The following is a 26,881-nucleotide window of genomic DNA, read 5'->3' as shown; positions in this document are numbered from 1 at the left end:
CGGCCTCGCGGGCGGCCTCGACCTCGATCGCGGAGGCGCCGGAGAGGTCGGTCTCGCGGAAGAGGAGCGTCGCGGGCCGTGCGGGGTCGGTGGGCGCGACCGCGTCGCCGTCGGAACGGGTGGCGTCGACGACGGCGACGCCCTCGTGGTCTTCGAAGTCGGCGGCCGGGATCCGGCGTCCGACGCCCGTGCGGGGCGCGGCGGCCGCACCGGGCACGGTGAGCGGTGCCGCGAGGACCGGGTGGCCGGCGCTGCGGGCGACGATCACCTCGTAGCGTCCGGGATCGACGGGGGAGGCTCCGGCGGCGACGTCCCGGTGGGCCGACTGCCCGGCCGGCAGCCGGAAGGCCGGCTCGCGGCTCTCCCCCGGCTCCCGCCGGAACTTGCGGAAGCCGGCCAGGCGCAGCCGGGGCGCCTCGTAGCGGGCTTCCAGGGCGCGGACGTAGACCTGGAGACCGCTTCGGTGCCGGGTCGCGGGCCGCTGTCGGCCACCGTCGCCTCGACGTCGGCCGTGCCGTCCTGGCCGACCGAGGGGTGCGACAGGAGCAGGTCGCGGTGGGCGAAGTCGGTGCGGGACAGCCCGTGCCCGAGGGGGTGGAGGGGGGCGGTCCGGTGATACCGGCAGGTCCAGCCCGCCTCGATGGCGTCGTAGCCGAGCGGGGCGGGCAGCGGGTCGTCGTCCCGGTACCAGGTCTGCGGCAGGCGGCCGGTGGGCTCGGCCTCGCCGAGCAGCACGGAGGCCGGCGCGTACTGGTGCGGCGTCGCGGGCCGTTCGTCGAGCGTGAGTCGGTGGAGCAGATCGTCGAGACGCTTGCGCAGGGAAAGGGTGGGATTGCGGAAACCGGGCAGGCCGGCTGCGGACCCGGACACGGAACTCACGTGGAACACCCCTCGGGCGGGCTGGGCTCGGTGGTCGCACATCGAAGCGCCTCGACGCTGACACGCCCCCATCGACGTGTCAACTCCCCGGGAAACAAAGGATTCTGAATTTGTTCAGGCTCTTGCCAAATTAGAAACGCGTCGTTAGTGTCGCCGAAAAATCCAAGCACTTCGCCCCTTTCAGGCTTCGACGGAGAGGGCCGCACCACCATGAGATCCGGGTTGAACCGCAGGAGCTTTCCGACCACTGCCGCCACGGTCGCGGGTGCCGCCGCGACGGCACCCGCGCCGTCCGCCTGCGGCGGCGGCCCGGCACGAAGGCCGGCGTGAACTCCAGGGCGGGCGCAAGGCCGCCCTGCCGGCCCACGTGCCGAACGGCAGCGCGGTCAAGCCGGACACAGCCTCCGCGCGGGGCGGCGCCGACGCCGTGACCGACCCCGCCCACCTCTCCTACCCGGCCTCCCGCCCGCCGGCGTCTCCGGCGTCCCGGGCAAGGGCGGCGGCTACACGGCGGTCACGCCGCTGTGGGGCACCGACCCCCGGCCGGAAACTCCTACCAGGCGATGAACAAGGCACTCGGGGTCGAGCTCACCGTCAGCCCTGCGGACGGGAACGACCACTCCACCCCGGGGCCGTCAAACGGCCTCTCCCGGCCCCGGTCGCTCGGGCACCGCTTCGTCCTGATGCCGCTGATCGTCACGACATCGAGCAGGCCATCGCGGACCTCGGCCACCACCCCGACGCGGGTGCCCGGGCCCTGGCCGGCAAGCGCTCGCACATCATCGCCCTGGTGGCCGCTCCACCCCCAGGTGCACGTGCCCACCATGATGGAGATCGCCATCGCGGTCACCGTCGCGGCCCGCGAACACGGCTACGACGTCCTGCTGCTCCCGGCCGTCGGCTTCGACGTCCACGACAAGCGCCGGGCCGGCTCCTGAACCTGCGGGGCGCCCGCTCGGACGAGCGGGCGCCCCTGGGGCCTGTCCGGACTCCGGCCTGCCAGATCGTCCCGGACGCACCCCGCGAGCAGCCGGGTCAGACGGCGGCCGGCTGCTTCCCTGCGACGGAGGAGGCGGAGGCCGCCGGGGCGGCGGACTTCCGCATCCCCTTGAGCAGCACCACCGACGCCGTGGTGACCACCGTGCCCGCCGCCACCGCGACCAGGTAGAGGAACGGGCTGCCGATCAGCGGGAGCACCCAGATGCCGCCGTGCGGGGCACGCAGGGTGGAGCCGAAGGCCATCACCAGGCCCCCGGCGGTCATGCTGCCGGCGATGCTCGCCGGGATGACCCGCAGCGGGTCGGCCGCCGCGAACGGGATCGCGCCTTCGGTGATGAACGAGGCGCCGAGCACCCAGGCGGCCTTCCCGTTCTCCCGCTCCTCGGGGGTGAACAGCCTGCGCCGGACGACGGTCGCAAGGGCCAGGCCCAGCGGCGGAGTCATGCCGGCGGCCATCACGGCGGCCATCACCTTGAGGCTGCCGGCGTCCGGGGCGGCACCCGCGGTGGTGAGCACACCGGCCGCGAAGGTGTAGGCGACCTTGTTGAGCGGACCGCCCATGTCGAAGGCCATCATCGCGCCGAGCAGCACGCCGAGCAGGATCGCATTGGAACCGGAGAGGCCGTTCAGCCAGTCGGTCAGGCCGTTCATCGCCGTGGCGATCGGCGAGCCGACCACCACGAACATGAGGAAGCCGACCGCGGCCACCGACAGCAGAGGGATCACCACGACCGGCATGATGCCCCTGATCGCCCGGGGCACGTTCCAGCGGATCATCCACAGCACCAGGAAGCCCGCGGCCAGGCCCGACACGATGCCGCCGAGGAAGCCCGCGCCGACCGCCACCGAGACGGCACCGCCGGCGATGCCGGCGGCCAGTGCCGCCCGGTCCGCGATCGCCCAGGCGACGTACCCGGAGAGGACCGGGACCAGGAAGCCGAAGGAGGTCTTGCCGGTCTGGAACAGCATCGCCGCCCAGCTGTGCGAGGAGGTCCAGTCGAAGTGCCCGAGCACGGACGGCGCGGAGGCGATCTGGTAGCCGCCTATCGCGAAGGCGAGCGCGATCAGCAGACCCCCGGCCGCGACGAACGGGATCATGTAGCTGACGCCCGTCATCAGGTACGTGCGCAGCCGCTGCGCCCAGTGCTCGCCCGCAGGTGCGCTCGGCGCGGCGACCGGGGCGGTGGCGGGACGTGCGCCGCCGCCGGCGTCGGCGACCAGCCCGGCGGCCTGCGCGATCAGGTCGTCGGCGCGGTTGACCGCGGCCTTGACGCCCACGTCCACGGTCGGCTTGCCGGCGAAGCGGGCCCGGTCCCGAACCTCCACGTCATGGGCGAAGATCACCGCGTCGGCTGCCGCGATCGCCTCGGGGTCGAGCGGCGTCGTCCCGGCCGACCCCTGGGTCTCGACCTGGATCCGCGCGCCCGCCCGGGCGGCGGCCAGTTCCAGGGCCTTGGCGGCCATGTAGGTGTGGGCGATGCCGGTCGGGCAGGAGGTCACCGCGACGAACCGAAGCCCGCCGTCGGCGACGGCCGTCTCCGTAGCGGCGGCCGTCTCGGGAGCCACGGCCGTCTCCGTAGCGGCGGCCGTCTCGGGAGCCGCGGTCGGCGCCTCCTCGCCGTTGATCCGCGCCGCGACCTCGCTCGGGCTCTCGGCGTCGCGCAGGGCGCCGGTGAAAGCGGGGTCCATGAGGCGGCGGGCCAGCGCGGCGAGGATCTGCAGATGGGTGTCGTCCGCACCGGCCGGTGCCGCGATCATGAAGATGAGGTCGGCGGGCCGCCCGTCCGGGGCGTCGAAGTCGACGCCCCCGGAACTGCGGCCGAAGGCGAGGCTCGGCCGTGTGACGTGGGGTGATCGGCAGTGCGGGATGCCGATCCCGTCGCCCATCCCGGTCGGGGCCTGGGCCTCGCGGGCGGCGACGTCGGCGAGGAAGCCGTCGAGGTCGGTGACCCGGCCCTCGGCGACCAGCCGCTGGGCGAGGACGCGGAGGGCTTCGTTCTTGTCCTCGGGGGCGAGGTAGAGATCGACGAGTGCGGGGGTGATCAGCCCGCTGGTCTCGCTCATCGTGTCGCTCATCGTGTCGATCCTTCGACTGGTTCCTGACAGTGTCCCTTGCCCCCGGGAATCGGTGCCCTTCCGTCCCACACGGTCGGGCGTGCTGCCTCCGGCGGAAGACGCCGCCTTCAGGAGGCCGTTCTCAACCGCGGAGCGGTCGGTCGAGCGGGAGGTCCGCCGTCACGACCACTGCGGCCGGGTCCAGGTCGGCCGGGGTCGGCATGACGCTCCCCGGCAGTTGTACGGCGGCGGCGCCGTGCGCCAGGGCCGCCACGAGGGCCTCGGGGCCGGTGCCGCCGGCGCCGAGGAAGCCCGCGAGCGAGGCGTCGCCCGCCCCCACGTCGCTGCGGACGGCGGCGACCGGCGCGCTGCCGTACCAGCTTCCCTCCTCGGCGACGAGCAGCATCCCGTCCGCACCGAGGCTGGCGAGGACCTGCTGGGCGCCGCGCTCGCGCAGCTCCCCGGCCGCGTCGACGGCGTCGCCGACGGTGCGGACCGGGCGGCCCACGGCCTCCGCGAGTTCCTCCCGGTTGGGCTTGACCACGTCGGGGCGGGCCGAGAGCGCGGCAAGGAGCGCGGGACCGGAGGTGTCGAGGGCGATCCGGGCGCCACCCGAGTGCACCTGGGCGACCACCTCCGCGTACCACTCGGGTGCGAGGCCGCGCGGCAGGCTGCCGCAGCAGGCCAGCCAGGCCACGTCGCTCCCGGTGCCCTGTCCGGTCTTCTGGGCGTCGCGGACGAGCGCGAGCAGTGCGGCCGACTCGGCGGCGCTGAGCTCGGGGCCCATGGCGTTGATCTTCGTGAGGCTGCCGCCGTCCTCGGCGATCGAGACGTTGATCCGGGTGTCGCCCGAGATCGTGACCGCCGCGACGTCGATGCCCTGGCGGCGCAACAGGTCGGCGAGCAGTTGCCCGGAGAGGCCGCCCAGCGGGAGGACCGCGCTGGTGCGGTGGCCGGCGGCCGTGAGCGCGCGGGAGACGTTGACGCCCTTGCCGCCCGGGTCGAGCCGGTCGTGCGAGGCCCGGTTGACCTCGCCCGGGACGAGGGTTCCCAGTTCGTAGGTGCGGTCGAGGCTGGGGTTCGGAGTGATGGTGACGATCATGCGCGGATGACTTCCGGTCCGTGGTTCTCGATCTCGGCGGCCTGCTCGTCCGTCAGCCCGGTGTCCGTGATCAGCACGTCCACCTGGTCCAGCGAGCCGAAGCGGGCGAAGTGGCGGGCGCCGTACTTGGAGGAGTCGGCCACCAGGACGACCCGCCGGGCGCCGGTGAGCATGGCCCGTTTGACGGCCGCCTCGGCGAGGTCCGGCGTCGAGAGGTCGCCTTCCGGGGAGAAGCCGTTGGTGGCGACCACCGCGACGTCCGCGTGGATGTCCGCCAGGTCACGCAGTGCCCACGCGTCGACGGCGGCCTGGGTGCGGTGGCGCAGCCGGCCGCCCACCAGGTGGAGGGTGAGCCCGGGGCGGTCGGCCAGCCGGGCGGCGACCGGGAGCGCGTTGGTGACGACGGTGAGCGTGCAGTCGGCGGGCAGCAGGCCGGCCAGCCGGGAGACGGTCGTCCCGGCGTCGAGGATCACGCTGCCCTCTGTGGGCAGCAGGTCGAGGGCCGCCTTGGCGATGCGTTCCTTCTCGGCCGCGGCCGTGGAGTCCCGTTCGGCCAGACCGGGCTCCAGGTGCAGCGCGCCGGCGGGCAGCGCGCCGCCGTGCACCCGGCGCAGCAGACCTGCCCGGTCGAGGGCGCTCAGGTCACGCCGGATGGTCTCCTGCGTGACGCCGAAGTCCTCGGCCAGTGTCGGCACGTCCACCCTGCCCTGCTCCTGGGCGAGGCGGAGGATCTCTTGCTGCCGCTCGGGTGCGTACATGTGGGATCAGGTCCGTTTCATGTCTGTTCACGCTTGATTCAGGCCGACCATACGCGCTCCAGCCGAAAAAGCAAGAGGTCGCAGGGGCATGGGCTCATCTTTGGGTTTGCCCGAATGTGTTGACAGCGCTCGCCAATCGGACGTAGAACCAATCGAAACACCGCTCTAACGGGCGTGAAACCACGGTCTGCCCGGTCCTCCGCCACCGCCCCCGTACTGCGGAGACCGGGTTCCGATCACAGTGGCCCACCCCCCGTCGACCCGGATCCCACCCGGGTCGGCGCTCGTCTCCTCCGTTCTCCTCCAAGGACCTCCCATGCACTCGATCCAGGTCACCGTCGGCTCCCGGAGCGGCTTGCACGCCCGCCCGGCCTCGCTGTTCGTCCAGGCCGCCGCCCGCCAGCCGGTCAAGGTCACCGTCGGCCGCCCGGGCCAGGCCCCGGTCGACGCCCGCAGCCTGCTCTCCGTCCTCGCCCTCGCCGCCGGCTGCGGCGAGGCCCTGGAGCTCACCGCGACCGGCGACCAGGCCCAGGACTCGCTGAAGGCGCTCGCCGACCTGCTCGCCTCCGACCTCGACGCAGCGGCATGAGCGGTCCGATCCGCGGGATCGGCGTCGGGACCGGCAGCGCGGCGGGCCCGGTCGCACGGATGGCGCCCGTACCCGTGCTGCCCGCCCCGAGGCCCGTCGCCGACCCGGCGGCGGAGGCGGCGGCGGTCCACGCCGCCCTCGGCGCGGTCGTCGCCGACCTGGAGGAGCGCGCCGCCCGCGTGAGCGGCCCCGGCTCCGAGGTACTCGCCGCGCAGGCCATGATGGCCGCCGACCCGGTCCTCGCTGACGAGGCGGCCGCCCTGACCGGGCGGGGGACCGACGGCGCCCACGCGCTCGCCGCCGCCTTTGAGGGATTCCGCACCGCGCTGGTCGCCGCCGGCGGTCACTTCGCGGAACGCGCCGCCGACCTGGACGACCTGCGCGACCGCGCGGTGGCGCACCTGCTCGGCCTGCCCGTGCCCGGCCTGCCCGACCCGGGACACCCGTACGTCCTCGTCGCCGAGGACCTGGCACCCGCCGACACGGCGCTGCTCGACCCCGCCCGGGTGCTGGCCGTGGTCACCGTCCGCGGCGGGCCGACCAGCCACACGGCCATCCTCGCCAAGGCGCTCGGCGTGCCCGCCGTGGTCGGCTGCGCCGGTGCCACGGAGCTCGAGGACGGCCGACAGGTCCTGGTGCACGGCGCCGACGGCGTGGTCGAGCCCGACCCGAGCCCGGAGACGCTCGCGCGGGCCGCCGAGCGGGAGCTCCGCCGCCGCGAGCTGTCGGCCGGTGTCCGGGGGCCGGGCCGGACGGCGGACGGCCATCCGGTCGCGCTCCTGGTCAACCTCGGTGCGCCGCACGAGCTGGCCGGCGCGGCCGCGGCCGACGCGGAGGGCGTGGGCCTGTTCCGCACCGAGTTCCTCTTCCTGGACCGTGCCGAGGCTCCCGACCTCGCCGAACAGGCCGCCGCCTACCGGCGGGTCTTCACTGCCTTCGCGGGCCGCCGGGTGGTCGTCCGCACGCTCGACGCGGGCGCGGACAAACCGCTGCCCTTCGTCACGGTCGCCGACGAGGAGAACCCGGCCCTGGGCGTCCGCGGTCTGCGGACCGCTGCCCGCGACCCCCGGCTCCTGGCGACCCAGCTCGCCGCCATCGCCGAAGCCGCCGAGGCCGCGACCGCCCAGGTCTGGGTGATGGCCCCGATGGTGTCGGTCCCGCGCGAGGCCGCCGAGTTCGCCGCCCTGGTGCGCGCGCACGGCCTGCCACTGGCCGGCGCGATGATCGAGGTCCCGGCAGCCGCCCTGCGGACCGACCGGCTGGCCGAGGTCTGCGACTTCTTCAGCATCGGCACCAACGACCTGGCCCAGTACGCCTTCGCGGCCGACCGCACGCTCGGCTCCCTCGCCGAGCTGACCGACCCCTGGCAGCCGGCCCTGCTCACGCTGGTCGCCGCCGCCGCCCGGTCCGCGGCCGAGCACGGCCGTCCGATCGGCGTGTGCGGGGAGGCGGCCGCCGACCCCGCACTCGCCCTGGTGCTGGTCGGCCTCGGGATCACCAGCCTGTCGGCCGCACCCGCCTCGCTCCCCGAGGTACGGGCGGCACTGGCCGCTCACACCCTCGCGGAGTGCCGCGAACTCGCCGAGCTGGCCCTGCTCGCCGATGACCCCGCCGACGCCCGCGACAAGGTCCGGTCGAGGATCGCCGGAGGCCGATGAGGAGCGACGCGAGGACGGGACGCGGCCGCACCGGCATTCCGGTGCGGCCGCGTCCCGCCGCCTGGCCAGCCCCTCGTGCCGGTCGTTCCGCTCGTCGCCGGAGCGAGCCGCCCCGGACCGGACACGCTCGCGGCCGGGAACCCCCTCCCCGAAGCGACATTCACCGTGTTGCTCCTTTTGTCCCGACTTCTCCGCTGACATGCTGCCTGCCGAGGGCGGCCTGCGACGGGCTGGGCGCCGGGAAGGGACCACGTGCAATCCACCGCCTGGGAACCGGTCGCCGTACTGCTCGCGGTCGTCGTCGCCGGCGTCCTTCTGCTCCATGGCATCGGGGTCGCCGTGCGCGCCGTCCGTGAGCCGTTGGTCACCGGGCCCTTCAGCGGAGGGTTCGAGCCCCGGGAGCACCCGGTCTCGCGCTTCCACGTGCGCTGGTACCCCGTGACGATGGTCTTCCTCGCGTTCGACATGGAGATGCTCTTCATGTACCCGTGGACGAAGGTCGTCCCGGAGGTCGGCACCTCGGCCGTCGTCGAGATGTTCCTCTTCCTGGGCATCCTGCTCGCCGGTGTCGGTTACGCCTGGCGCGAGGGGGCGTTCCGGTGGACCTGAGGAATCGCCTCGGCAGGGTGGCCCTGGACCGCCCGGCCGTTCTGCTCGTGACCGCCGTCGGTGCGACGCGCGAGCGCCTCGCCGTCGAGGCCGAACTCGCTCGCCGGCGTTGGCCGCAGGCATCCGGACCGGCAACGGCCGATCTGGTGGCCTTCGCGGGTGCCCCCGCACGGGCCGGGGAGGACGACTGGGCGGAGCGCGTGTGGAACGGCGTACCGGCACCGAAAGCGCGTGTGAGCGTGACGGGTCCCGAACACGCGGCGCACGCTCTGGAGCACGGACGCTCGGTGCTCCTCGACGGGACCGGTGCACAGGGCCGGGAGCGGCCGGAGTCCGCCGGGCACGAGCACCACGCGCCTCACGAGCGGCACGACTCGCACGGCGAGCCCCCTCCACACCACGGCGACCACGACGGCCACACCGACCCCGGGCCCCACGAGCACGACGGCCACGGGTCCGGCGAGCACAACGGCCCCGGACCCCGCGAGCACGACGGCCACGGGTCCGGCGAGCACGACGGCCACGGTCACGACGCACACCAGGACCACGCCGGCCCCCACGCCGGCGGTATGGACCACGATCACCACGGCCACCACATGGGCGGCGTGGTCGCCGGGCTTCCGATGGCCGAACGGGCCGACGACCGGGACGGATTGCGGCTCGACCGGCTGCACGTGCCCCTGGGGCCGGTGTTGCCGGACTGGCCCGCCGGGCTCGTCGTGCACACCGAGCTCCAGGGGGACGTCGTGCAGCGCGCCGCCGTCGAACCGCTGCTCCCTCCGCACTCGTACCGACCTGCCTTCTGGAGCGAGCCGTGGCTCAGGGCGGCGACCGGCGCACCGGTGACGGTCGGCGAAGCCGCCCGTCGGCGGTGCGCGGCCCACCTGGACAGCGTCGGCAGGTTTCTCGCCGTGGCCGGCTGGCGCGATCCGGCGGCCACGGCTCGTCGGGCGCGCGACCGGGTGCTCGGCGGTGCGTCCGCCGTCGATCTCCGGTCCCGTCTGCGCCCGTTGACCCGCCGGGTGCGCACGTCGTGGACACTGCGCCGGCTCGTCTCCGGGGTGGGCCCGCTGCCCTCCGCGCAGGCGCGCCGGTACGGGGTCACCGGGCCAGCGCTGCTCGCGGACGGCGACGCGTACAGCCGCCTCGTCGTCTGGCTGGAGGAGATCGACCGTGCCGTCGACGCCTGCGACGACCGTTCCCCGCTCGACGCCCACGCGCTGAACGGCCCCCGGGGGCGCGTCGACACGGGGGCTCCGGCCTCGCGGGCACTCGTCGACGTGCTGCCCGCGCTCCTCGAAGGCACCGAATTCGCCTGCGCGCGGCTCGTCGTGGCGAGCCTGGACCCCGACCTCGACGAGCTGGCACCGCGGCACGCGCACAGCGGGCAGGCGCGTGGCTGAGGCGGCGCCGCTCCGGGCGGTCGCCGCGCTGCCCGTCGTCCTGGCGCTCGTGGCGTGGGCCGCGGCGAGCGCGGATGCCCGGTCCGCCGGCCCGGTCCGCGCGGTGCTGCGGCTGCTGGTGCAGCAGCGCCGGGTGACGCGGGAGGCCGACGTCCCGCTCGTACGGGTGGGGACGACGCTCCTTCCGGTCGCGGCCGTACTCGCCGCGGCCGTCCTTCCGCTCGGCTTCCGCTCCGTGTCCGATCTCGCCGACGGGATCGTCTGGTTCAACGCCATGGAGGCCCTGGCCTGGGCGGCGGTGTGGCTGACGGGCTGGGGGCCGAACTCCACGCTGTCACTGATCGGTGGTTACCGCTTCCTCGCTCAGGGCCTCGCGTACGAGCTCCCGCACATGCTGGCCGTCACCACGGCCGCGCTCGGCGCCGAGTCGCTGCGCGTGGGCGCGGTCGTCGACGCCCAGGCGGGACTGTGGTTCGCCGTCTGGATGCCGGTCGCCTTCGGCATCTACCTCCTGAGCGCGCTGGCCATGGCTTTCTGGGGGCCGTTCGACCAGCCCGTCGGGACCGACGTGGCCGGCGGGGCGGCGGGCGAGCTCGCCGGTGTGGACCGGTTGCTGTTCCTCGGCGGACGGTGGCTGATGCTCGTGGTGGCCGCCGCCTTCTCCGTACCCCTGTTCCTCGGTGGCGGACACGGCCCGTTCTTTCCGGCCTGGGCGTGGACCGTGCTGAAGACCGCCGCGGTCCTGGGACTCCTCGTGTGGGTACGGCGGAGGGTTCCGACCATTCGGATGGAGCGTTACGTGGAGCTGGCGTGGGTGGTGCTGACGCCTCTCGCTGTGGCGCAGGCCCTGGTGGTGGCCGTGGTGGTGCTCGGGCGATGACGACCGCGGCGTTCTGGATCCTGGCCGTGCCGGCGGTGGCGGGCGGCGTGATGGTGTTCCGCTTCGACTCCATGGCGCGTGCGACGTTCTCGCTGCTCACCGCGTTGTTGTGCGTGGGCGGGGAGCTGCTCGTGCTCGGGCTCGACTACCTGGGGATCGTCACCGTCCTGATGATGACGATCGAGATGGCCATCATGGCGGTGTTCATGATCATGTTCATGATGAACCCGGCCGGTCTCGTGCCCATGACGATGATGCACAACAAGCACGGGGCGGCGGCCGTCTGCGCCCTGTCGTTCGTGCTCCTCGTCACCGGAATCCTGCTGGCGCCGTGGCCCCGCCGGCGCGGCCGGGCTCCCGCCGACCCGACCCTGGACCTCGGGATGTCCCTGATGGGGCCGCAGATGCTCACCATGACGACGCTGGGCATGGCCCTGTTCGCGACGATCGTCGCCACCGTCGTACTCGCGACCCGCCGCGGCCGGTACGACCGCTACGGCGACGACCTCCGGGCCACCCGGCCCGACGACCCGGTGCGGGGCGGGGTGGGCCGGTGAACCCGGAGGCGTTCCTGATCCTCTCCGCCGCCTTGTTCTGCATCGGGCTGTTCGGCGCGCTGACGCAGCAGTCGATCGTGATGCTGATGATGGGCCTGGAGCTGATGCTGGGCGGGGTGATCCTCGCCGCCGGCACGGTCTGGCACTACGTCGCCCCGGCCACGGCCGACGGGCAGGTCCTGATCGTCGTCGCCATCACGGCCATGGCGGTGGAGATGGCGATCGGATTCGCCGTGGTCACCGCGCTGTTCCGGTCCCGCGAGGTCGACATGACCGACATGGCGGCGGAGCTGAGGGAATGAGCCCGGTGCTGTGGGCGCTGGTCGCCCTGCCCGTGACGTGCGGGGCGCTGCTGCTCGCGGCCGGGCGGACGGTGGACCGTTGGGCGCCCGTGGCAGCGGTGACGGTGGCGGTCGCGTCCCTCGGCCTCGCCGTCACGGCCGCCCTGCGGCACCCGGCGGTCGAGGCGCCGCTGCTCGACGGGCTTCCCTTCCGGCTCGGGGTGGACGGTCTCTCCGGGGTGCTCGTCGTGACCGTCACGGCCGTCACGCTCGCCGTCCTGCTGTTCAGCACGGCGGTTCTCGCCGCCGACGAGGCGCGGGCCCGGTTCTTCGGACTGATGCTGCTGTTCGCCGGCAGCATGCTCGTCACCGTGACCGCGACGACCCTGCCCACCCTCCTCATGGGCTGGGAGGTCATGGGCGCCACCTCGTGGGCCCTGATCGGTTACCGGTGGCGCGAGCCCGCTCGTACGGCCGCGGCCGGGACCGCCTTCCTCGTCACCCGTACCGCGGACCTCGGCCTCTACCTCGCCGCCGGCGCGGCTCTCGCCGCCGCGCCGGGTCCCCTGTCCCTCGACGCGCTCGACGACACGGGTGAGCCGTGGCTGTCGTTCGTCACGGCGGGGATCCTGGTGGCGGCGTTCGGCAAGTCCGCGCAGCTCCCTTTCAGTTTCTGGCTGTCGAGGGCGATGCAAGGTCCGAGTCCGGTGTCCGCGCTGCTGCACTCGGCGGCCATGGTCGTCGCCGGCGCGTACCTGTTGCTCCGGACCGGCACGCTGCTCGACGCCTCGGGCTGGGGCGCGGACACGGCCGCGTGGGTGGGAGGGGTGACCGCGGTCGCCCTCGGGCTCGTCGCCGTGGCCCAGACCGAGCTCAAACAGCTGCTCGCCGCGTCGACCTGCGCCCAGATCGGCTTCATGGTGCTCGCCGCCGGCGTGGGCGCGAGCACCGGCGGGGTGCTGCAGCTGACGGCCCATGCCGCCGCGAAGAGCCTGCTGTTCCTGGTCGCGGGTGCGTGGCTGACGTCCTGGGGAACACAGCGGCTGACCGAGCTGCGCGGGGTGGCCCGCTCCCGGCGGTCGGTCGGCGTGATCTGCACGGTGGGCGCCCTGTCGCTCGCCGGGCTTCCGCCGCTCTCCCTGTGGGCGGCGAAGGACGTCCTGCTCGCCGGGGTGCTGGAGCACGGTGCCGGGCTGTACGCGGTGGGGCTGGCCGCGGCCGTCCTGTCGGCCGTCTACAGCGTCAAGATCCTCTGGTACGTGTGGCGCCCGACGGTGCCGGCGGCGGATCAGGGGCGCCGGATCCCCGTCGGCGCCGTCCCGCCGCTCGCGCTGCTCGCCCTCGCCTGCGTCGCGCTCACGCCCCTGGCGTTTCCGCCGGCGCGGGACGCGCTCACCGACTCTCTCGGCCTGGGACCACAACCCGATCCTCATGCCTGGGAGTTCGCCGTCTCGGGCGTGATCGCGCTCGTGGCCGCGGCCCTGTCCTGGGCCCGGCCCCGGGGCGGACGGACTCCCGTACCGTCCTGGACGCGGCGGCTGTGCCGTGAGTGGCTGCGACTGGAACGCGTCGCCCACGTCCTCCTCGTCTCCCCCACCCTCGGTCTGGCCCGCGCTGCCGCCGGGTTCGACGACCGGGTCCTGGACCGCTCCGTGGACGCTTCGGCGGCGGGTGCCCTGGGCCTGGCCCGGTGGACGAACCGGTTCGTCGAAGGGGCGGTCGACGGAGCGGTCGACGGTCTCGCCACGGCGACACGGCGCCTGGGCCGGTGGGCCCGCCGACCGCAGACCGGGCAGCTGCACCAGTACCTCGCCCAGGCCGTGGCCGCCTTCTCCGTCATCGCCGTCGTGCTCGTCCTCGTGAGGTAGCCCTTGCTCACCGCCCTCGTCTTCGCCCCGACCGCGGTCGCCCTGCTGCTCCTGGCCCTGCCCGCGCGCACCCCGGTACGGGCCGTGCGCGCGCTCTGGGGCGCCACGGCGGCCGTCGAGCTCGGGCTCGTCATCGCCGTGTGGGCCGGGTACGAGACGGGCGGCGGCACACAGTACGAGGTGCGGGCCCGCTGGATCCCGAACGCCGGGGTCGGCTACCACATCGGCGTCGACGGCCTGTCCCTTCCCCTCCTCGCCCTCACCTGCGTCCTGTTCCTGGCCTGCGCCGTGTACGCGCTGCGCGAGCGGCGCCGGTTCCGTGAGTTCGCCGCGCTCTTCCTCTTCCTCCAGACCACCTGCCTGGGGCTGTTCGTCTCCCTCGACCTGATCCTGTTCTTCGTCTTCTTCGACCTGTCGATCGTGGCGATGTACTTCGTCATCGCGGGCTGGGGGCACGGTGACGCCGAGCGGGCCGCGCTGAAGTTCTTCCTCTACACCTTCATCGGCTCGCTCGCGCTGCTGCTCGGCTTCATCGGCCTGTACCTCGCCGCCACCCCGCACACCTTCGACATCGTGGACCTGACCCGGCAGGACCCCCTGGCGGGCCGGGGCACCTACGCCGGTCTCGTGCTGCTCGCGATCGGCGTCGGGCTCGCGGTCAAGACGCCCACCGTCCCGTTCCACACCTGGCTGCCTCCGGCCCACACCGAAGCCCCGGCGGCCGGATCGGCCATCCTCGCCGGCGTGCTCCTGAAGATGGGGACGTACGGGTTCCTGCGCGTCGCCATGCCGCTGCTGCCGGACGCCTGGCGGCGCTACGCCGTCGTCCTCGTCGTCGTCGGTGTCGTCTCCGTCCTCCACGGCGCCCTGGTGGCGCTCGCCCAGACGGACTTCAAGCGCATGGTCGCGTACACCTCGGTCAACCACATGGGCTACATCGTCCTGGCCGTCGGCGCCGCCGCCGCGACCACCGGCACCTCGGCGCAGGCGGGCTCGCTCGCCCTCACCGGGGCGGTCACCCAGATGGTCAGCCACGGCCTCGTCACGGGCGCGCTGTTCCTCCTCGCCGGGGTTCTCCACGACCGCGCGCGGAGCTACGACATGGGTGCGTACGGCGGCCTGGCCGGGCCCGCGCCCGTGTTCGCGGCACTGACGGGTGTGGCCGCCTTCGCCTCCCTCGGGCTCCCCGGCTTCTCCGGGTTCATCGCGGAGTTCCAGATCTTCACCGGCGCCCTCGGACCGAGACCGCTGGCCACCGCCCTGTCCGTACTCGGCATCCTCCTCACGGCCGGCCTGTTCCTGCGCGCCCTGGGGCAGCTCCTCATGGGCCCGCTGCGCCTCCCCGACGCGCCCGGCACCCCTCGTGCGTTCGCCGACCTGCGAGCCCACGAGAACGCCGCCGTCGTCCCGCTCCTCGCGCTCGCCGTCGTCCTGGGCGTCGCCCCGCGCTTCCTCCTCGACGTCATCGAGCCGGCCTCGCGCACGGTCCTGGAGCTGCTCGCCCGATGACCGACATGAACGAGAACCCGCTCGACATCCTCCCCGAGGTGCTCCTCGCCGCCTCGGCCGTCCTCGGACTGCTGTTCGGCGCCTGGCTGCCGCGCCGACGGCAGTGGCCCGTGGGGGTCCTCGCCTGCGGTGCGGCGCCGGCGGGCATCGCGGCGGCGTCCGTCGCCGCGGCGGGAGCGGATCTCACCGCGTTCGGCGAGGCCTTCGCCGTCGACCCGGTCACCAGCGCCTCCCGCGTCGTCGTGCTCGGGAGCCTCCTCCTGGTGATCGGTCTGTGCACCGGACCGATCCACGCCCACCCTCGCGAGAGCGAGTTCTACGTACTGCTCCAGCTCTCCGCCCTCGGCGCCCTCGTCATGGCCGGGGCCCAGGACCTGCTGCTGCTCGCCGCCGGCTACCTCCTGGCAAGTGTCCCCGCGTACACACTCGCCGGATTCCGCAAGGACGGCCTGGGCACGGAGGCGGCCCTCAAGTACTACGTGATCGGCGCTCTGCTCGGCGTCGTCATGCTGGCCGGCGTCACCGTGCTGTACGCGGCCGGGCGGGCCACCGGATACCCGCTGCTCGGGCCTGCGCTGCCGGCGGCACCCGAGGCGCTGGTCGCCGCCGGGACCGTGGGCCTGCTCGCCGGCGTGCTGTTCAAGGCGGGCGCCGTCCCCGCCCATTTCTGGGTGCCGGACGCGATCCAGGGCAGCACCGCCCCGGTCGCCGCCTTCCTGACCACGGTCCCGAAGATCGGCGCCCTCGCCGCCCTGCTGCGCCTCGGCGAGACCGTCCTCGCCGACGGCGACGTGCCGTGGGCGGCGCTCGTCTCCGTCATCGCCGCCGCCTCCATGACCCTGGGCAACCTCGCCGCCTTCTTCCAGACGGACGTGAAGCGGCTCCTCGCGTACTCGACCATCAGCCAGGTCGGCTACCTGCTCCTGCCCGTCGCCGTCGCCGGCCGCTCCGATCTGGCCCGACCGGCGCTCCTCTACTACCTGGCCGCCTACGCCGTCACGAACCTGGGTGCCTTCGCCGTGGTCTGCGCCCTCCCCCGCGCCACCCGGATCGACGACTACCGCGGCCTCGCCCGGCGGCGTCCGCTGCTCGCCGCGAGCCTCGTCGTCTGTCTGCTCGGCCTCGTCGGCACACCGCCCACGGCGGTCTTCGTCGGCAAGCTGGAGGCGTTCAGCGCCGCGTTCGACGGCGGCTACGCCTGGCTCGCCGTCCTGGCCGCCGTGAACACCGTGGTCTCGCTGTTCTACTACCTGCGCTGGATCCTGCCCGCCGTATCAGGACGCCCCGGCGACCAGCTCGCGGACGGCGACCTCCCGGCACGGGGCGTCGCCTATACCGCCGCCACCGTCTCGGTGGGCCTCGGGGTGGCCGCGGGACCGGTGCTTCCGCTCCTGAGCGGCTCCCTCAGCGCCTGATGGCCGTCGCGAGCGACAATGAGAGCGCGGACGGCACGTTCCCGGTCGCGGCGGTGATGACCATGGTGGCTGCGCTCCTGGCCACGTCGGCAGGCGCCCTCGTCGCGGCCGCTGTCTGCTACGACATCGCGCGACTGATCGGCACCAGGGAACGGCGCTGCCCGCCGCTCGCACGCCTCCGCGGACGGCGGGCCGCTCTCGCGGCCTCCGAACGGTGGTGCGCCGGCCTCCTCCTGTACGGCCGCATCGACGGAGCCGAGTACCGAGGCAGGATGAGCGCGATCGCCCGCGGCAGGAGAGCCTTACCCGCGGGCCGGCCCGGAGCGGCCTGCACCCGCCGCGCGGATCGGTGCGCGTCGCCCACGTCGGCGCCCGCCCGGCCTGTTTCGAGGACTACGACGGAGGCGGCTCCTCATTGATCGCGCAGCGGCTCTACCAGGTGCCCACGGCCCGTAGCAGCAGCGGAAGGCAGCCGGCGAAGCGGGCGGGGACGGCCTCGCGGTCGGGCCGGCCGTCCAGGACCGAGCGCACCCGGCGGGCGGCGCACCCGGCCTCGCCGGGCGTCAGGGCGCCGTCGGCCTGCTGGAGCGGCGCGGGGATCTGCGTCTCCCGGGCGCCATTGGGCCGCCTGGATGCCTGATCGCGCGTGTTCGCGTCCATGGGGTCTGCCGTTCTCCCGACCATCTTCTACAGTCGCTCGCCATGGAGTTCCGGCACGCCCGCCGGGCCGCGCGCCGCGCAGGCGCCGGTCGCTGACCACACGCCCGTACCCGTACCCGTAACCCGCCCCTCCCCAGACAGGACCTTGATGAGCGCCATCAGCCTCGGTCAGGCCACCGTCCTCGGCATCGTCGAGGGCGTCACCGAATTCCTGCCCATCTCCTCCACCGGCCACCTCAAGATCACCGAGGGGCTCATGGGCATCCCGGTCGACGACCCTTCCGTGGTCGGCTTCTCCGCCGTCATCCAGGTCGGCGCCATCGCCGCCGTCCTCGTGTACTTCTTCAAGGACATCGTCCGCATCGTCACCGCCTGGGGACGCGGCCTGGCCGACAAGGAGGAGCGCTACCACCACGACTACGAGTTCGCGTGGTGGATCATCTTCGCGACCATCCCGATCGTGGTGGTGGGTCTCGCGGCCAAGCCGCTCATCGAAGGGCCGCTGGCCTCCCTTTGGGTGGTCGCGGGCTCGCTGATCGCCGGCAGCGGCGTGATGTGGGCGGCCGACCGGATGGGCCGTCACAAGCGCGGCGAGGACGACACCTCGTTCAAGGACACGATGCTCGTCGGCTGCTCGCAGATCCTCGCCCTGCTCTTCCCCGGCTTCTCCCGCTCCGGCGCCACCATGTCCACCGCGCTCCTGCTGGACCTCGACCGGGTCGCCGCCACCCGCCTCTCCTTCTTCCTCGGCATTCCCGCCCTCACAGGCGCCGGCGTCTACGAGCTCAAGGACGCCGTCGGCGCGGGCGTCGGCCTCGCCCCGCTCGTCGTCGGGACCGCGGTCTCCTTCATCGTCGCGTACGCCTCCATCGCCTGGCTGCTCAAGTACGTCGCCCGGCACTCCTTCAACGCCTTCGTCGTCTACCGTGTGATCGTCGGCGTACTGCTCCTCGGCCTGCTCGGCACGGGCGTCCTCAGCCCCTGACCGGTCCGCGTGGCCGCCTGGCGCGGACTGCGCCGAGCGCGTCTTCGCCGTTCTCCACGAGGGAGGCGCCCGATGACCGCGACCCCCGCCCGGCAGGCGGCTCCCGCGGCCCGGATGTGGCCGCTGTACGCGGCCGGGTTCACCACGGCCTTCGGGGCCCACGGCATCGCCGCCAACCTCGGTGGCCTCTCCGAGGATGCCGTCACCTCCCTCCTCGTCCTGGGCGGGCTGCTCGCCCTCTACGACGGCGCCGAAGTGCTCCTCAAGCCCGTCTTCGGGAGCCTGGCCGACCGCATCGGCGCCAAGCCCGTGCTGATCGGCGGCCTGACCGCGTTCGCCGCCGCTTCCACCCTGTACGCCGTGGCCGACGGCCCCGGCCTGCTGTGGGCCGCCCGACTCGGCCAGGGCGCCGCCGCCTCCGCCTTCTCCCCGTCCGCCTCAGCGCTCGTCGCCCGCCTCAACCCCGCGGCCAAGCGGGGCCGCGCCTTCGGTTCGTACGGCTTCCACAAGTCCATCGGCTACACCCTCGGCCCCCTCCTCGGCGGGCTCCTCGTGTGGGCCGGCGGCCTGCGTCTGCTGTTCGTCGTCCTCGCCCTGCTCGGCGCCGCGGTCGCCGCGTGGGCCGCACTCGCCGTTCCCGCCGTACCTCCGCTGCCCAAGCGGCGCCAGACCGTCCTCGACCTGGCACGCCGCCTGGCCGACCCCGTCTTCCTCGTCCCCACCGCCGCACTGGCCGCCGCGACCGCCGCACTCTCCGTCGGTGTCGGCTTCCTTCCCGTCTCCGGCGCCGCCGCGGGGCTCGGCACCATCGCGACCGGAGCCGCCGTCTCCGTCCTGGCCGCCACCGCCGCCGTCGTCCAGCCCCACGCCGGACGCGCCCTCGACGAGGAGCGCCTGACCACCCGGACCGGTCTCGCTTCGGGCCTGGCCCTCACCGCTGCGGGTCTGGCCTGCGCCATGCTGCCCGGTCTGACCGGGGTCCTGCTCTCCGCCACCCTGATCGGCGCCGGCACCGGCCTGATCACCCCGCTCGGCTTCGCCGCCCTCGCCACGAGCACCCCCGAGGAACGCATGGGCCAGACCATGGGCGCCGCCGAACTCGGCCGTGAACTCGGCGACGCGGGCGGCCCTCTCCTCGTCGCCGCCATCGCCACCGCGTCGACCCTCGCCCACGGATACGCCGCTCTGGCCCTCCTCATCGCTCTCGGCGCCACGATCGCGCTCCTGCGACGCGACGAAACGACCACCGCCCCACGAGCGGAATGACCCGCCGGCCCGACGTCTGAGCGCCGAGGGGCACGGGAGCGGCCCGGCCGGGCCGCTCCCGTGTCACCGCGATCCCTACTTCAGGTAGCCGAGGACGGTCATCATGCCGGACTCGGCGTGGTAGACGTTGTGGCAGTGGACCATCCACAGGCCCGGGTTGTCGGCGTCGAAGTCGACCTCCAGCCGCTTGCCCGGCAGCACGATGGACGTGTCCTTGCGGGCACCGCCGCCGGCGAGCGCGTACGTGTGGCCGTGCAGGTGCATCGGGTGCCACATCGTCGTGCTGTTCACGAAGGCCAGGCGGACGCGCTCGCCGGAGCGGACGGGGTAGCGCTGCGCGGGATCGTACTTCTTGCCGTTGACGGCCCAGTCGTACTTCATCATCGAGCCGGTCAGGTTGAACTCGATGGTGCGGTCGGGCCGGCTCGGCTCGAGCCGCACGGACTCCGCGGCCCTGAGCTGACCGCCGTGCACGACCTTGCCGTCCAGCTCCTTGGGGCGCACACCGGCGGCGGGCGCGGCTCCGCCGCCGGTGCGCAGGACGGCGAGGGCGGTGCGGCCCTTGCCCTCGGCGAGCGCGGTCAGCGGGAAGGTGCCGCTCCCGGCGGTGACGAGGGCGTCGATGCGCTCGCCCATGCCGAGCAGCAGCGCGTCGGCCCGCGTGTGCTCGACGGGGAAGCCGTCGGTGTGGGTGACGGTGAGCTCGTGTCCGCCGAGGGCGATCCGGAAGGCGGTGTCGCCCCCGGCGTTGACGATCCGCAGCCGGATCCGGTCGCCGGGCTTCGCGGTGAACGTCTGCGGGGCCTGCGGCGTACGGCCGTTGATCAGGTAGTGCGGGTACCCGACGTCTCCGGCGTCGCCACCGAGCAGATCGCTGTTCGCGCCCATGAGCATGCGGGAGGGACCGGACGGCTCGGGGGACGGTGACCTCCGGCTCGTCATCGACATGTGCGACATGTCATGGCCTTCCATGCCGCCGGATCCACTCATGTCCATGTCGCCGCCCGTGGCGGAGCCGCTGTCGGATCCGGTCGTGCCGCCCATGCCCTTGCCGAGCTCGGCGAGCACCGCGTCCGGGGTGGAGCCGTCGACGCCGTCGACCCAGTCGTCGAGGACGACGACCCACTCCTTGTCGTACTTCAGGGACTCCCTGGGGTCCTCGACGATCAGCGGCGCGTACAGGCCGCGGTCCTGCTGGACTCCGGAGTGCGGGTGGAGCCAGTACGTGCCGGGGTGGGAGACCGTGAAGCGGTAGTCGAAGGAGCCGCCGGGCCTGATGTCGCGCTGGGTGAGTCCGGGCACGCCGTCCATGTCGTTGCGCAGCGCGAGTCCGTGCCAGTGGATGCTCGTCGCCTGGGGAAGGTTGTTGGCGAGGGTGAGCGCGAGGGTGTCACCGGCGGTGACGCGGACCTCCTTGCCGGGGAGCTCGTCCCCGTACGCCCAGGAGCGGACCGTGCGTCCGCCTCCGAGGTCGAGCGGGGTCTCGACGGCGGTGAGCCTCACCTTGCGCTCGGGGCCGGGCTTGCGCAGCGCCTCGGTCGCCCCGACCTCCTTGCTGTCGGGGGTGACGTAGTCGCCGGTCGGCGTCGATGCGCCACTTCCGTGGGACGAGTGCCCGGCGCCGCTGCCGGAGCAGGCGGTCAGCAGGCCGGTGCCGGCGGCGGCGAGTCCGGCGCCGAGGACGGTACGGCGGGTGGGTCGGGTCATGACGGTGGAACCTCTTGACGTGGTCGTTGCATGCGAAAGGGATCGGTTCCGCTCGCGGCGAGGAGCGGCCGGTCGCCCTATATGCGCAACAACGACAGGCGTGACAGGAGGGACCCGGGCGGGGCGGGGGGCGGGATCGCGCGGAGCGCGTACGCCAGTCGCCCCGTCACCCGTGACGCATCGCCGAGCGGCAGCCGCCTGCGGGCCGCACGCCACAGGAGAAGCAGTCCGGTGCCCGCGCCGAGCACGGCGAGACAGAGCGCGGCGGCTCCCGCCCCATGGGCGGGTGCGGGGTGCGACGCGTCGTGGTCGTCGGCGACGGCCGCTTGCTCCACCGCCGGAGCGGAGGCGTGCGCCCCGGCCGTCGTGTGGGCGGTGACGCCGACGGCGCGGTGTTCGTCGGAGTGCCCCAGTGCGTGCATGAAGACGATGCCGAAGAGCAGCGCGACGGCGAGCACACATCGGCCCGGCCATGTCGCGGTCTTCTGGCGCGTCGCCACTTCGCCCTCCGTTCTCAGCCCGATCCGCAGCGACCGGGCGCGCCCCATGATACGGGGAGGGGGTATGGCCGCCGCCCATGGCCGTGGTGACGGCCACGTTGAGGTCCACTCTCATGGCCCAGCCCCTCCTCCGCCTCGACGGGAGTCCGATCCGCGTTCCGGGCGCAGGCGACAGCCGGGCCGAGGTCACGGCGACGAGCCGGCGCGCCGCCGCCTTCGGCGGGAGCGCCGCCGCAGTCCCGAGGGAGTGCAGGCGGTACGCGGCGAGCCCACCGGCCGGCACACCGTCGCGCAGCGCGCCGTTCGCCGCGCCCTCCACGATCGACTCGGCGACCAGCCCGAAGAGCCGCCGGCGAACCCGGGCCGACTTTGCCTGCACCCAGCACCATCCAGATCGCACCACTTACCCGCGTTTGCATGTATGGCGCGTATGCAACTATTGTGAAGGCATGCAAAGGGATCGTTCAAGCAATTCCGGAAGGGGGCGCGCCATGCCGCTCGCTCTGCTCGCTCTTGCAGTCGGGGCCTTCGGTATCGGTACGACCGAATTCGTGATCATGGGCCTGCTGCCCGAGATCGCCGCCGACTACGGCGTCACCATCCCCACCGCGGGCCTCCTGGTCACCGGCTACGCGCTCGGCGTCGTCCTCGGCGCACCGCTGCTGACCGTCCTCGGCAACAAGGTGAGCCGGAAGCGGATGCTCATGCTGCTGATGGGCCTGTTCGTGCTCGGCAACCTGGCCTCCGCACTCGCCCCGAGCTTCGGGATGATGCTGACCGGCCGCGTGATCGCCTCGCTCGCCCACGGCTCGTTCTTCGGCATCGGGTCCGTCGTCGCCGCCGAGCTGGTCGCGCCGGACAAGAAGGCCGGCGCCATCGCCACCATGTTCACCGGACTGACCGTCGCCAACATCGTCGGCGTGCCGCTCGGCACCTTCATCGGGCAGGCGGTCGGCTGGCGCACCACCTTCGCGATCGTCGCCGCGCTCGGTGTGGTCGGGCTGCTCGGCGTCGTCAGGCTCGTGCCCGCCATGCCCCGCCCCGAGGGCGCCCGGCTACGCGGCGAGCTGAAGGCCTTCCGCAACCCGCAGGTGCTGCTCGCGATGGCGATGACCGTGCTCGGCTTCGGCGGTGTCTTCGCCGCGATCACCTACATCGCGCCGATGATGACGCACGCCGCCGGCTACTCCGACGGCGCCGTGACCTGGCTGCTCGTGCTCTTCGGCGTCGGCATGTTCCTCGGCAACCTGCTCGGCGGACGGTACGCCGACCGGGCACTGATGCCCCTGCTGTACGCCACCCTCGGCGGCCTCGCGATCGTCCTCGCCCTGTTCACCGTGACCGCCCACGACAAGGTACTCGCCGCGATCACCGTCCTCCTCGTCGGGGCGCTCGGCTTCGCCACCGTGCCGCCGCTGCAGAAGCGCGTCCTCGACCAGGCCCACGGCGCGCCGACCCTGGCCTCGGCCGTCAACATCGGCGCCTTCAACCTCGGCAACGCGCTCGCCGCCTGGCTCGGCGGCATCGTCATCACCGCCGGCCTCGGCTACACCTCCCCGAACTGGGTCGGCGCCGCCCTCGCCGCCGCCGCCCTCGGCCTCGCCTTCTGGTCCGCCGCGCTGGAGCGCCGGGCCCCCGCGAAGGACGCCGACGGCGTCGCGGACGAGGCCGGTGCCGGTGCCGTCGAGGCCGTCACCGTCACGGCGTCCGCCGCCCCCGTACACCACTGATCCCCCGTCCCCTCCACACCACCGGTCCCTCGATCCCCTGGAGCGACCCTCCATGAACACCCCGCACACCCGCACCCCGCAGGAAGTCTTCGCCGACCACGGCCGGCGCCTCGGCACCGGCGACCTGGACCTCATCAGCGAGAACTACACGGAGGACGCCGTCTTCCTCACTCCCGAAGGCGTCCTGACCGGACGCGCGGGAGTCCGCGAGGGCATCGGCCGGCTGCTCGCCGACCTTCCCGACGCCGAGTGGCAGCTGACCCCGCAGTTCGCCGGAGACGTGCTGTTCCTGCGGTGGGCCGCCACCGGCAGCGCCCACGAGGTCACCGACGGCGTGGACACCTTCGTCTTCCGCGACGGACTCATCAGCGCCCAGACCGTCCGCCACACCCTCTCCACCCGCACCAAGTGAAAGAGCGCCCGCACACCATGGCACCGTCCACCACCCCCGCCGTCCCCACCGTCACGCTGAACAACGGCGTCGAGATCCCGCAGCTCGGCTTCGGCGTCTTCCAGGTCGCCGACGACGCGACCACCGCCGCCGTCACCTCCGCCCTCGAAGCCGGCTACCGCAGCATCGACACCGCCGCCGTCTACGGCAACGAGGCCGGCGTCGGCCGTGCCCTCGGCACCTCCGGGCTCGCCCGCGAGGAGCTGTTCGTCACCACCAAGCTGTGGAACGCCGACCAGGGCTACGACGCCACGCTGCGCGCCTTCGACGACAGCCTGGCCAAGCTCGGCCTGGACTACGTCGACCTGTACCTGATCCACTGGCCCGCCCCGGCCCGTGACCTGTACCGCGACTCCTGGCGCGCCCTGGAGCGGCTCGCCGAGGAAGGCCTGATCCGCGCCGCCGGCGTCTCCAACTTCCAGCCCGAGCACCTGCGCCGGCTGATGGACGGCGCCGCGCTGACCCCGGCCGTCAACCAGATCGAGCTGCACCCCGCGCTGCAGCAGTCCGAACTGCGCGCCTTCCACGGCGAGCACCGGATCGCCACCGAGGCGTGGAGCCCGCTGGCGCAGGGCGCGGTCCTCGACGACCCGGCGATCGCCGCGATCGCCGCCGCCCACGGCAAGTCGCCGGCGCAGGTCGTCATCCGCTGGCACCTGCAGCTCGGCAACGTGGTCATCCCCAAGTCGGTGACCCCGGCCCGGATCCGCGCCAACTTCGACGTGTTCGACTTCGTCCTGACGGACGAGGAGGTGACGGCGATCGCCGGTCTCGACCGCGGCCTGCGCACCGGCCCGCACCCCGACGAGCTGAACTGACCCGCGCGCCCACCGGGCCGTGGAACGCGGCGACGGCGGCCACGCGGGCGGGACGGGCCGCGACGGTACGCATCGCCAGGAGGCCGCCGATGCGGCATCCGGTCACCGCGACCGGTCCGGCGCCGGCCTCGGGCCTGATGGTGAGGAACCCGAGGCGGCGCCGGCGCCACGACGAAGGCACCGTGACCACCCCGTGCGGGTGCCGGCGTCCGGAACGCGTTCCCTCGCCCGGGCGAGCGCCCCGCAGCCGGTCTGCCGGGCACCCGGGTGACACGTCTCCCGGGATGGCATGTGCCGGGCGTGCCGGGGAAGTCGCCGAGACGTGGAACGCTCGACGTCGGGCATGCCTCGGTGATGGTTGGGAGGCCGACGATGGTTCGGTCGGTGGGTATCGATCTGGGAACGACGAACTCGGTCGTGTCCGTCCTCGAGGGCGGTGAGCCGACGGTCGTCGCGAACGCGGAGGGTGCGCGGACCACCCCGTCCGTGGTCGCCTTCGCCAAGGGCGGTGACGTGCTGGTCGGTGAGCTGGCCAAGCGGCAGGCCGTGACGAACGTGGACCGCACCGTGAGGTCGGTCAAGCGGCACATGGGAGAAGCCGACTGGCGGTTCCCCGCGAGCGGCGATGTCGACGGCAAGCGGTACACCGCCCAGGAGATCTCCGCCCGCGTGCTGCAGAAGCTGAAGCGCGACGCCGGGGCCTACCTGGGCGAGGACGTCACGGACGCGGTGGTCACCGTGCCCGCGTACTTCAACGACTCCCAGCGGACCGCCACCAAGGAGGCCGGTGAGATCGCGGGGCTCAACGTCCTGCGCATCGTGAACGAGCCGACCGCCGCCGCGCTCGCGTACGGCCTGGACAAGGAGAACGACCAGACGGTCCTCGTCTTCGACCTCGGCGGCGGCACCTTCGACGTGTCCCTCCTGGAGATCGGTGAGGGCGTCGTGGAGGTCAAGGCCACCAACGGGGACACGCACCTCGGCGGTGACGACTGGGACCAGCGCGTCGTCGACCACCTGGTCAAGCAGTTCAAGAACGGGTACGGCATCGATCTGTCCAAGGACAGGATGGCGGTGCAGCGGCTGCGCGAGGCCGCGGAGAAGGCGAAGATCGAGCTGTCGTCGGCGACCGAGACGTCCATCAACCTGCCGTACGTCACGGCCTCCGCCGAGGGCCCGCTGCACCTGGAGGAGAAGCTCACCCGGGCGCAGTTCGAGAAGATGACGGAAGACCTCCTGGAGCGCTGCAGGACACCGTTCCACCAGGCGGTCGACGACGCGGGGGTCCGGATCGCCGACATCGATCACGTCATCCTGGTCGGCGGCTCCACCCGGATGCCCGCGGTGACCGGTCTGGTGCGCTCGCTCACCGGCAAGGACCCGCACAAGGGCGTGAACCCGGACGAGGTCGTCGCCGTCGGCGCGGCCCTGCAGGCCGGTGTCCTCAAGGGTGAGGTCAAGGACGTCCTGCTCCTCGACGTGACCCCGCTGTCCCTCGGCATCGAGACCAAGGGCGGCATCATGACCAAGCTCATCGAGCGCAACACCACAGTCCCGACCCGGCGGTCCGAGATCTTCACGACGGCCGAGGACAACCAGCCCTCGGTGACCATTCAGGTCTACCAGGGCGAGCGCGAGATCGCGACGTACAACAAGAAGCTCGGCATGTTCGAGCTGACCGGTCTGCCGCCGGCCCCGCGTGGCGTCCCGCAGATCGAGGTCGCCTTCGACATCGACGCCAACGGCATCATGCACGTCACAGCCAAGGACCTGGGCACGGGCAGGGAGCAGAAGATGACCGTCACCGGCGGCTCCTCGCTGCCGAAGGACGACATCGAGCGGATGATGCGCGACGCCGAGGCCCATGCCGAGGAGGACCGGCGCCGCCGCGAGGCCGCCGAGACCCGCAACCAGGGCGAGCAGCTCGTCTACCAGACCGAGAAGCTGCTCAGGGACAACGAGGACAAGGTCCCCGGTGGCGTCAAGGCCGAGGTCGAGGCCGCGCTCGTCGAGCTGAAGGAGAAGCTCAAGAGCGAGGACACCGCGGGCGACAACACCGCCGAGATCCGCACCGCCGTCGACCGGCTGAGCACGGTCGCGCAGCGGATCGGCACCGCGATGTACGGCTCCCCGCAGCAGGCCCCCTCCGACGCCGGGCCCACGGCCGGCGGCGGGGAGGACATCGTCGACGCCGAGATCGTC

General features: G+C 73.3%; 24 protein-coding genes and 2 pseudogenes. 17 read left to right on the top strand and 9 right to left on the bottom strand.

All coding sequences use genetic code 11. The annotated features are described in order from the left end of the window. Together CCN56_RS44685 and CCN56_RS45870 are read right to left on the bottom strand one after the other, a co-directional pair. Window positions 1-268, bottom strand: a 268-nt coding sequence (locus CCN56_RS44685; RefSeq protein ID WP_256962045.1) for a hypothetical protein, incomplete at its 3' end; no start/stop codon positions are given. Window positions 269-307: 39 nt separating this feature from the next. Then, window positions 308-919: pseudogene (locus CCN56_RS45870) on the bottom strand (fibronectin type III-like domain-contianing protein); the annotation flags it as partial. Window positions 920-1,442: 523 nt separating this feature from the next. On the opposite strand from CCN56_RS45870, the gene CCN56_RS45865 reads away from it, so the two are divergent. Further along, complete coding sequence (locus CCN56_RS45865) at window positions 1,443-1,817, top strand: hypothetical protein (protein ID WP_143664561.1); 375 nt, start codon at window positions 1,443-1,445, stop codon at window positions 1,815-1,817. Window positions 1,818-1,914: 97 nt separating this feature from the next. On the opposite strand, the gene CCN56_RS19305 is transcribed toward CCN56_RS45865, so the two are convergent. The 3 genes from CCN56_RS19305 to CCN56_RS19295 form a co-directional block, all read right to left on the bottom strand. After that, the gene (locus tag CCN56_RS19305) at window positions 1,915-3,954 is read right to left on the bottom strand and encodes a fructose-specific PTS transporter subunit EIIC (protein ID WP_256962044.1); all 2,040 of its coding nucleotides are present in this window, start codon (window positions 3,952-3,954) and stop codon (window positions 1,915-1,917) included. A gap of 121 nt (window positions 3,955-4,075) precedes the next feature. After that, complete coding sequence (gene pfkB, locus CCN56_RS19300; protein WP_086828451.1) at window positions 4,076-5,035, bottom strand: 1-phosphofructokinase; 960 nt, start codon at window positions 5,033-5,035, stop codon at window positions 4,076-4,078. Next, a complete protein-coding gene (locus CCN56_RS19295) occupies window positions 5,032-5,793 on the bottom strand; it encodes a DeoR/GlpR family DNA-binding transcription regulator (RefSeq protein ID WP_086828449.1) in 762 nt (253 codons plus the stop codon). The genes pfkB and CCN56_RS19295 overlap by 4 nt, the downstream gene beginning before the upstream one ends. 316 nt (window positions 5,794-6,109) lie before the next feature. Between CCN56_RS19295 and CCN56_RS19290 the strand changes: the two genes are divergently transcribed. The 10 genes from CCN56_RS19290 (at window position 6,110) to CCN56_RS19245 (ending at window position 16,562) form a co-directional block, all read left to right on the top strand. Further along, window positions 6,110-6,382 (top strand): HPr family phosphocarrier protein, encoded by a 273-nt coding sequence (locus CCN56_RS19290; RefSeq protein ID WP_041132875.1) that lies wholly within the window; start codon window positions 6,110-6,112, stop codon window positions 6,380-6,382. Next, on the top strand, window positions 6,379-8,040 hold the full coding sequence (ptsP, locus tag CCN56_RS19285; protein WP_086828447.1) for a phosphoenolpyruvate--protein phosphotransferase: 1,662 nt from the start codon (window positions 6,379-6,381) through the stop codon (window positions 8,038-8,040). Before CCN56_RS19290 ends, ptsP begins: the two co-directional genes overlap by 4 nt. Before the next feature lie 252 nt (window positions 8,041-8,292). Beyond that, window positions 8,293-8,649: an NADH-quinone oxidoreductase subunit A gene (locus CCN56_RS19280; RefSeq protein ID WP_086828445.1), complete on the top strand. Its 357-nt coding sequence runs from the start codon at window positions 8,293-8,295 to the stop codon at window positions 8,647-8,649. Further along, window positions 8,640-10,052 carry a hypothetical protein gene (locus tag CCN56_RS19275; protein WP_086828443.1) on the top strand — a complete coding sequence of 471 codons (1,413 nt, stop codon included), beginning with the start codon at window positions 8,640-8,642 and terminating at the stop codon, window positions 10,050-10,052. Before CCN56_RS19280 ends, CCN56_RS19275 begins: the two co-directional genes overlap by 10 nt. Next, window positions 10,045-10,932, top strand: coding sequence for an NADH-quinone oxidoreductase subunit H (locus CCN56_RS19270; RefSeq protein WP_086828441.1), 888 nt, complete (start codon window positions 10,045-10,047; stop codon window positions 10,930-10,932). The genes CCN56_RS19275 and CCN56_RS19270 overlap by 8 nt, the downstream gene beginning before the upstream one ends. Next, the gene (locus CCN56_RS19265; RefSeq protein ID WP_086828439.1) at window positions 10,929-11,489 is read left to right on the top strand and encodes an NADH-quinone oxidoreductase subunit J; all 561 of its coding nucleotides are present in this window, start codon (window positions 10,929-10,931) and stop codon (window positions 11,487-11,489) included. Before CCN56_RS19270 ends, CCN56_RS19265 begins: the two co-directional genes overlap by 4 nt. After that, window positions 11,486-11,791 carry an NADH-quinone oxidoreductase subunit NuoK gene (nuoK, locus tag CCN56_RS19260; protein WP_086828437.1) on the top strand — a complete coding sequence of 102 codons (306 nt, stop codon included), beginning with the start codon at window positions 11,486-11,488 and terminating at the stop codon, window positions 11,789-11,791. Before CCN56_RS19265 ends, nuoK begins: the two co-directional genes overlap by 4 nt. Further along, window positions 11,788-13,638: an NADH-quinone oxidoreductase subunit L gene (locus tag CCN56_RS19255; protein ID WP_086828435.1), complete on the top strand. Its 1,851-nt coding sequence runs from the start codon at window positions 11,788-11,790 to the stop codon at window positions 13,636-13,638. Before nuoK ends, CCN56_RS19255 begins: the two co-directional genes overlap by 4 nt. Window positions 13,639-13,641: 3 nt before the next feature. Further along, on the top strand, window positions 13,642-15,147 hold the full coding sequence (locus CCN56_RS19250) for a NuoM family protein (RefSeq protein ID WP_086828433.1): 1,506 nt from the start codon (window positions 13,642-13,644) through the stop codon (window positions 15,145-15,147). Next, window positions 15,144-16,562, top strand: a complete 1,419-nt coding sequence (locus CCN56_RS19245; protein ID WP_086828431.1) for an NADH-quinone oxidoreductase subunit N — start codon at window positions 15,144-15,146, stop codon at window positions 16,560-16,562. The genes CCN56_RS19250 and CCN56_RS19245 overlap by 4 nt, the downstream gene beginning before the upstream one ends. A gap of 432 nt (window positions 16,563-16,994) precedes the next feature. Here the strand turns inward: CCN56_RS19245 and CCN56_RS19235 are convergent, their stop codons facing one another. Continuing rightward, entirely contained in the window at window positions 16,995-17,222 is a 228-nt protein-coding gene (locus tag CCN56_RS19235; RefSeq protein WP_086828429.1) for a hypothetical protein, read from the bottom strand. A gap of 148 nt (window positions 17,223-17,370) precedes the next feature. Between CCN56_RS19235 and CCN56_RS19230 the strand changes: the two genes are divergently transcribed. Together CCN56_RS19230 and CCN56_RS19225 are read left to right on the top strand one after the other, a co-directional pair. Continuing rightward, complete coding sequence (locus CCN56_RS19230; RefSeq protein ID WP_086828427.1) at window positions 17,371-18,207, top strand: undecaprenyl-diphosphate phosphatase; 837 nt, start codon at window positions 17,371-17,373, stop codon at window positions 18,205-18,207. Between the two features lie 72 nt (window positions 18,208-18,279). Further along, window positions 18,280-19,473 (top strand): MFS transporter, encoded by a 1,194-nt coding sequence (locus CCN56_RS19225; RefSeq protein ID WP_256962043.1) that lies wholly within the window; start codon window positions 18,280-18,282, stop codon window positions 19,471-19,473. 75 nt (window positions 19,474-19,548) lie between these two features. Here the strand turns inward: CCN56_RS19225 and CCN56_RS19220 are convergent, their stop codons facing one another. Next, a complete protein-coding gene (locus CCN56_RS19220) occupies window positions 19,549-21,180 on the bottom strand; it encodes a multicopper oxidase family protein (RefSeq protein WP_086828425.1) in 1,632 nt (543 codons plus the stop codon). Window positions 21,181-21,257: 77 nt separating this feature from the next. Beyond that, window positions 21,258-21,680, bottom strand: a complete 423-nt coding sequence (locus CCN56_RS19215) for a DUF6153 family protein (protein ID WP_086828423.1) — start codon at window positions 21,678-21,680, stop codon at window positions 21,258-21,260. 491 nt (window positions 21,681-22,171) lie between these two features. Between CCN56_RS19215 and CCN56_RS19210 the strand changes: the two genes are divergently transcribed. From CCN56_RS19210 to CCN56_RS19200, 3 genes are read left to right on the top strand one after another with little or no spacing between them, the layout of a single operon-like run. Further along, complete coding sequence (locus CCN56_RS19210; protein WP_086828421.1) at window positions 22,172-23,410, top strand: MFS transporter; 1,239 nt, start codon at window positions 22,172-22,174, stop codon at window positions 23,408-23,410. A gap of 52 nt (window positions 23,411-23,462) precedes the next feature. Continuing rightward, window positions 23,463-23,822 (top strand): nuclear transport factor 2 family protein, encoded by a 360-nt coding sequence (locus CCN56_RS19205; protein ID WP_086828419.1) that lies wholly within the window; start codon window positions 23,463-23,465, stop codon window positions 23,820-23,822. 17 nt (window positions 23,823-23,839) lie between these two features. Then, the gene (locus tag CCN56_RS19200; protein WP_086828417.1) at window positions 23,840-24,679 is read left to right on the top strand and encodes an aldo/keto reductase; all 840 of its coding nucleotides are present in this window, start codon (window positions 23,840-23,842) and stop codon (window positions 24,677-24,679) included. Window positions 24,680-24,683: 4 nt separating this feature from the next. Here the strand turns inward: CCN56_RS19200 and CCN56_RS44665 are convergent. Further along, window positions 24,684-24,833: pseudogene (locus CCN56_RS44665) on the bottom strand (dienelactone hydrolase family protein); the annotation flags it as partial. A 218-nt stretch (window positions 24,834-25,051) separates the two neighbouring features. On the opposite strand from CCN56_RS44665, the gene dnaK reads away from it, so the two are divergent. Then, on the top strand, window positions 25,052-26,881 hold a 1,830-nt coding region (dnaK, locus tag CCN56_RS19190), incomplete at its 3' end, for a molecular chaperone DnaK (protein ID WP_086828455.1).

Source organism: Streptomyces sp. NRRL B-24572, from assembly GCF_002156145.1.
In the GTDB taxonomy this organism is placed as follows: domain Bacteria; phylum Actinomycetota; class Actinomycetes; order Streptomycetales; family Streptomycetaceae; genus Streptomyces; species Streptomyces vietnamensis.
Note: the sequence above shows the minus strand (reverse complement) of the source record. Positions and strands in the feature narration are given on the sequence as shown.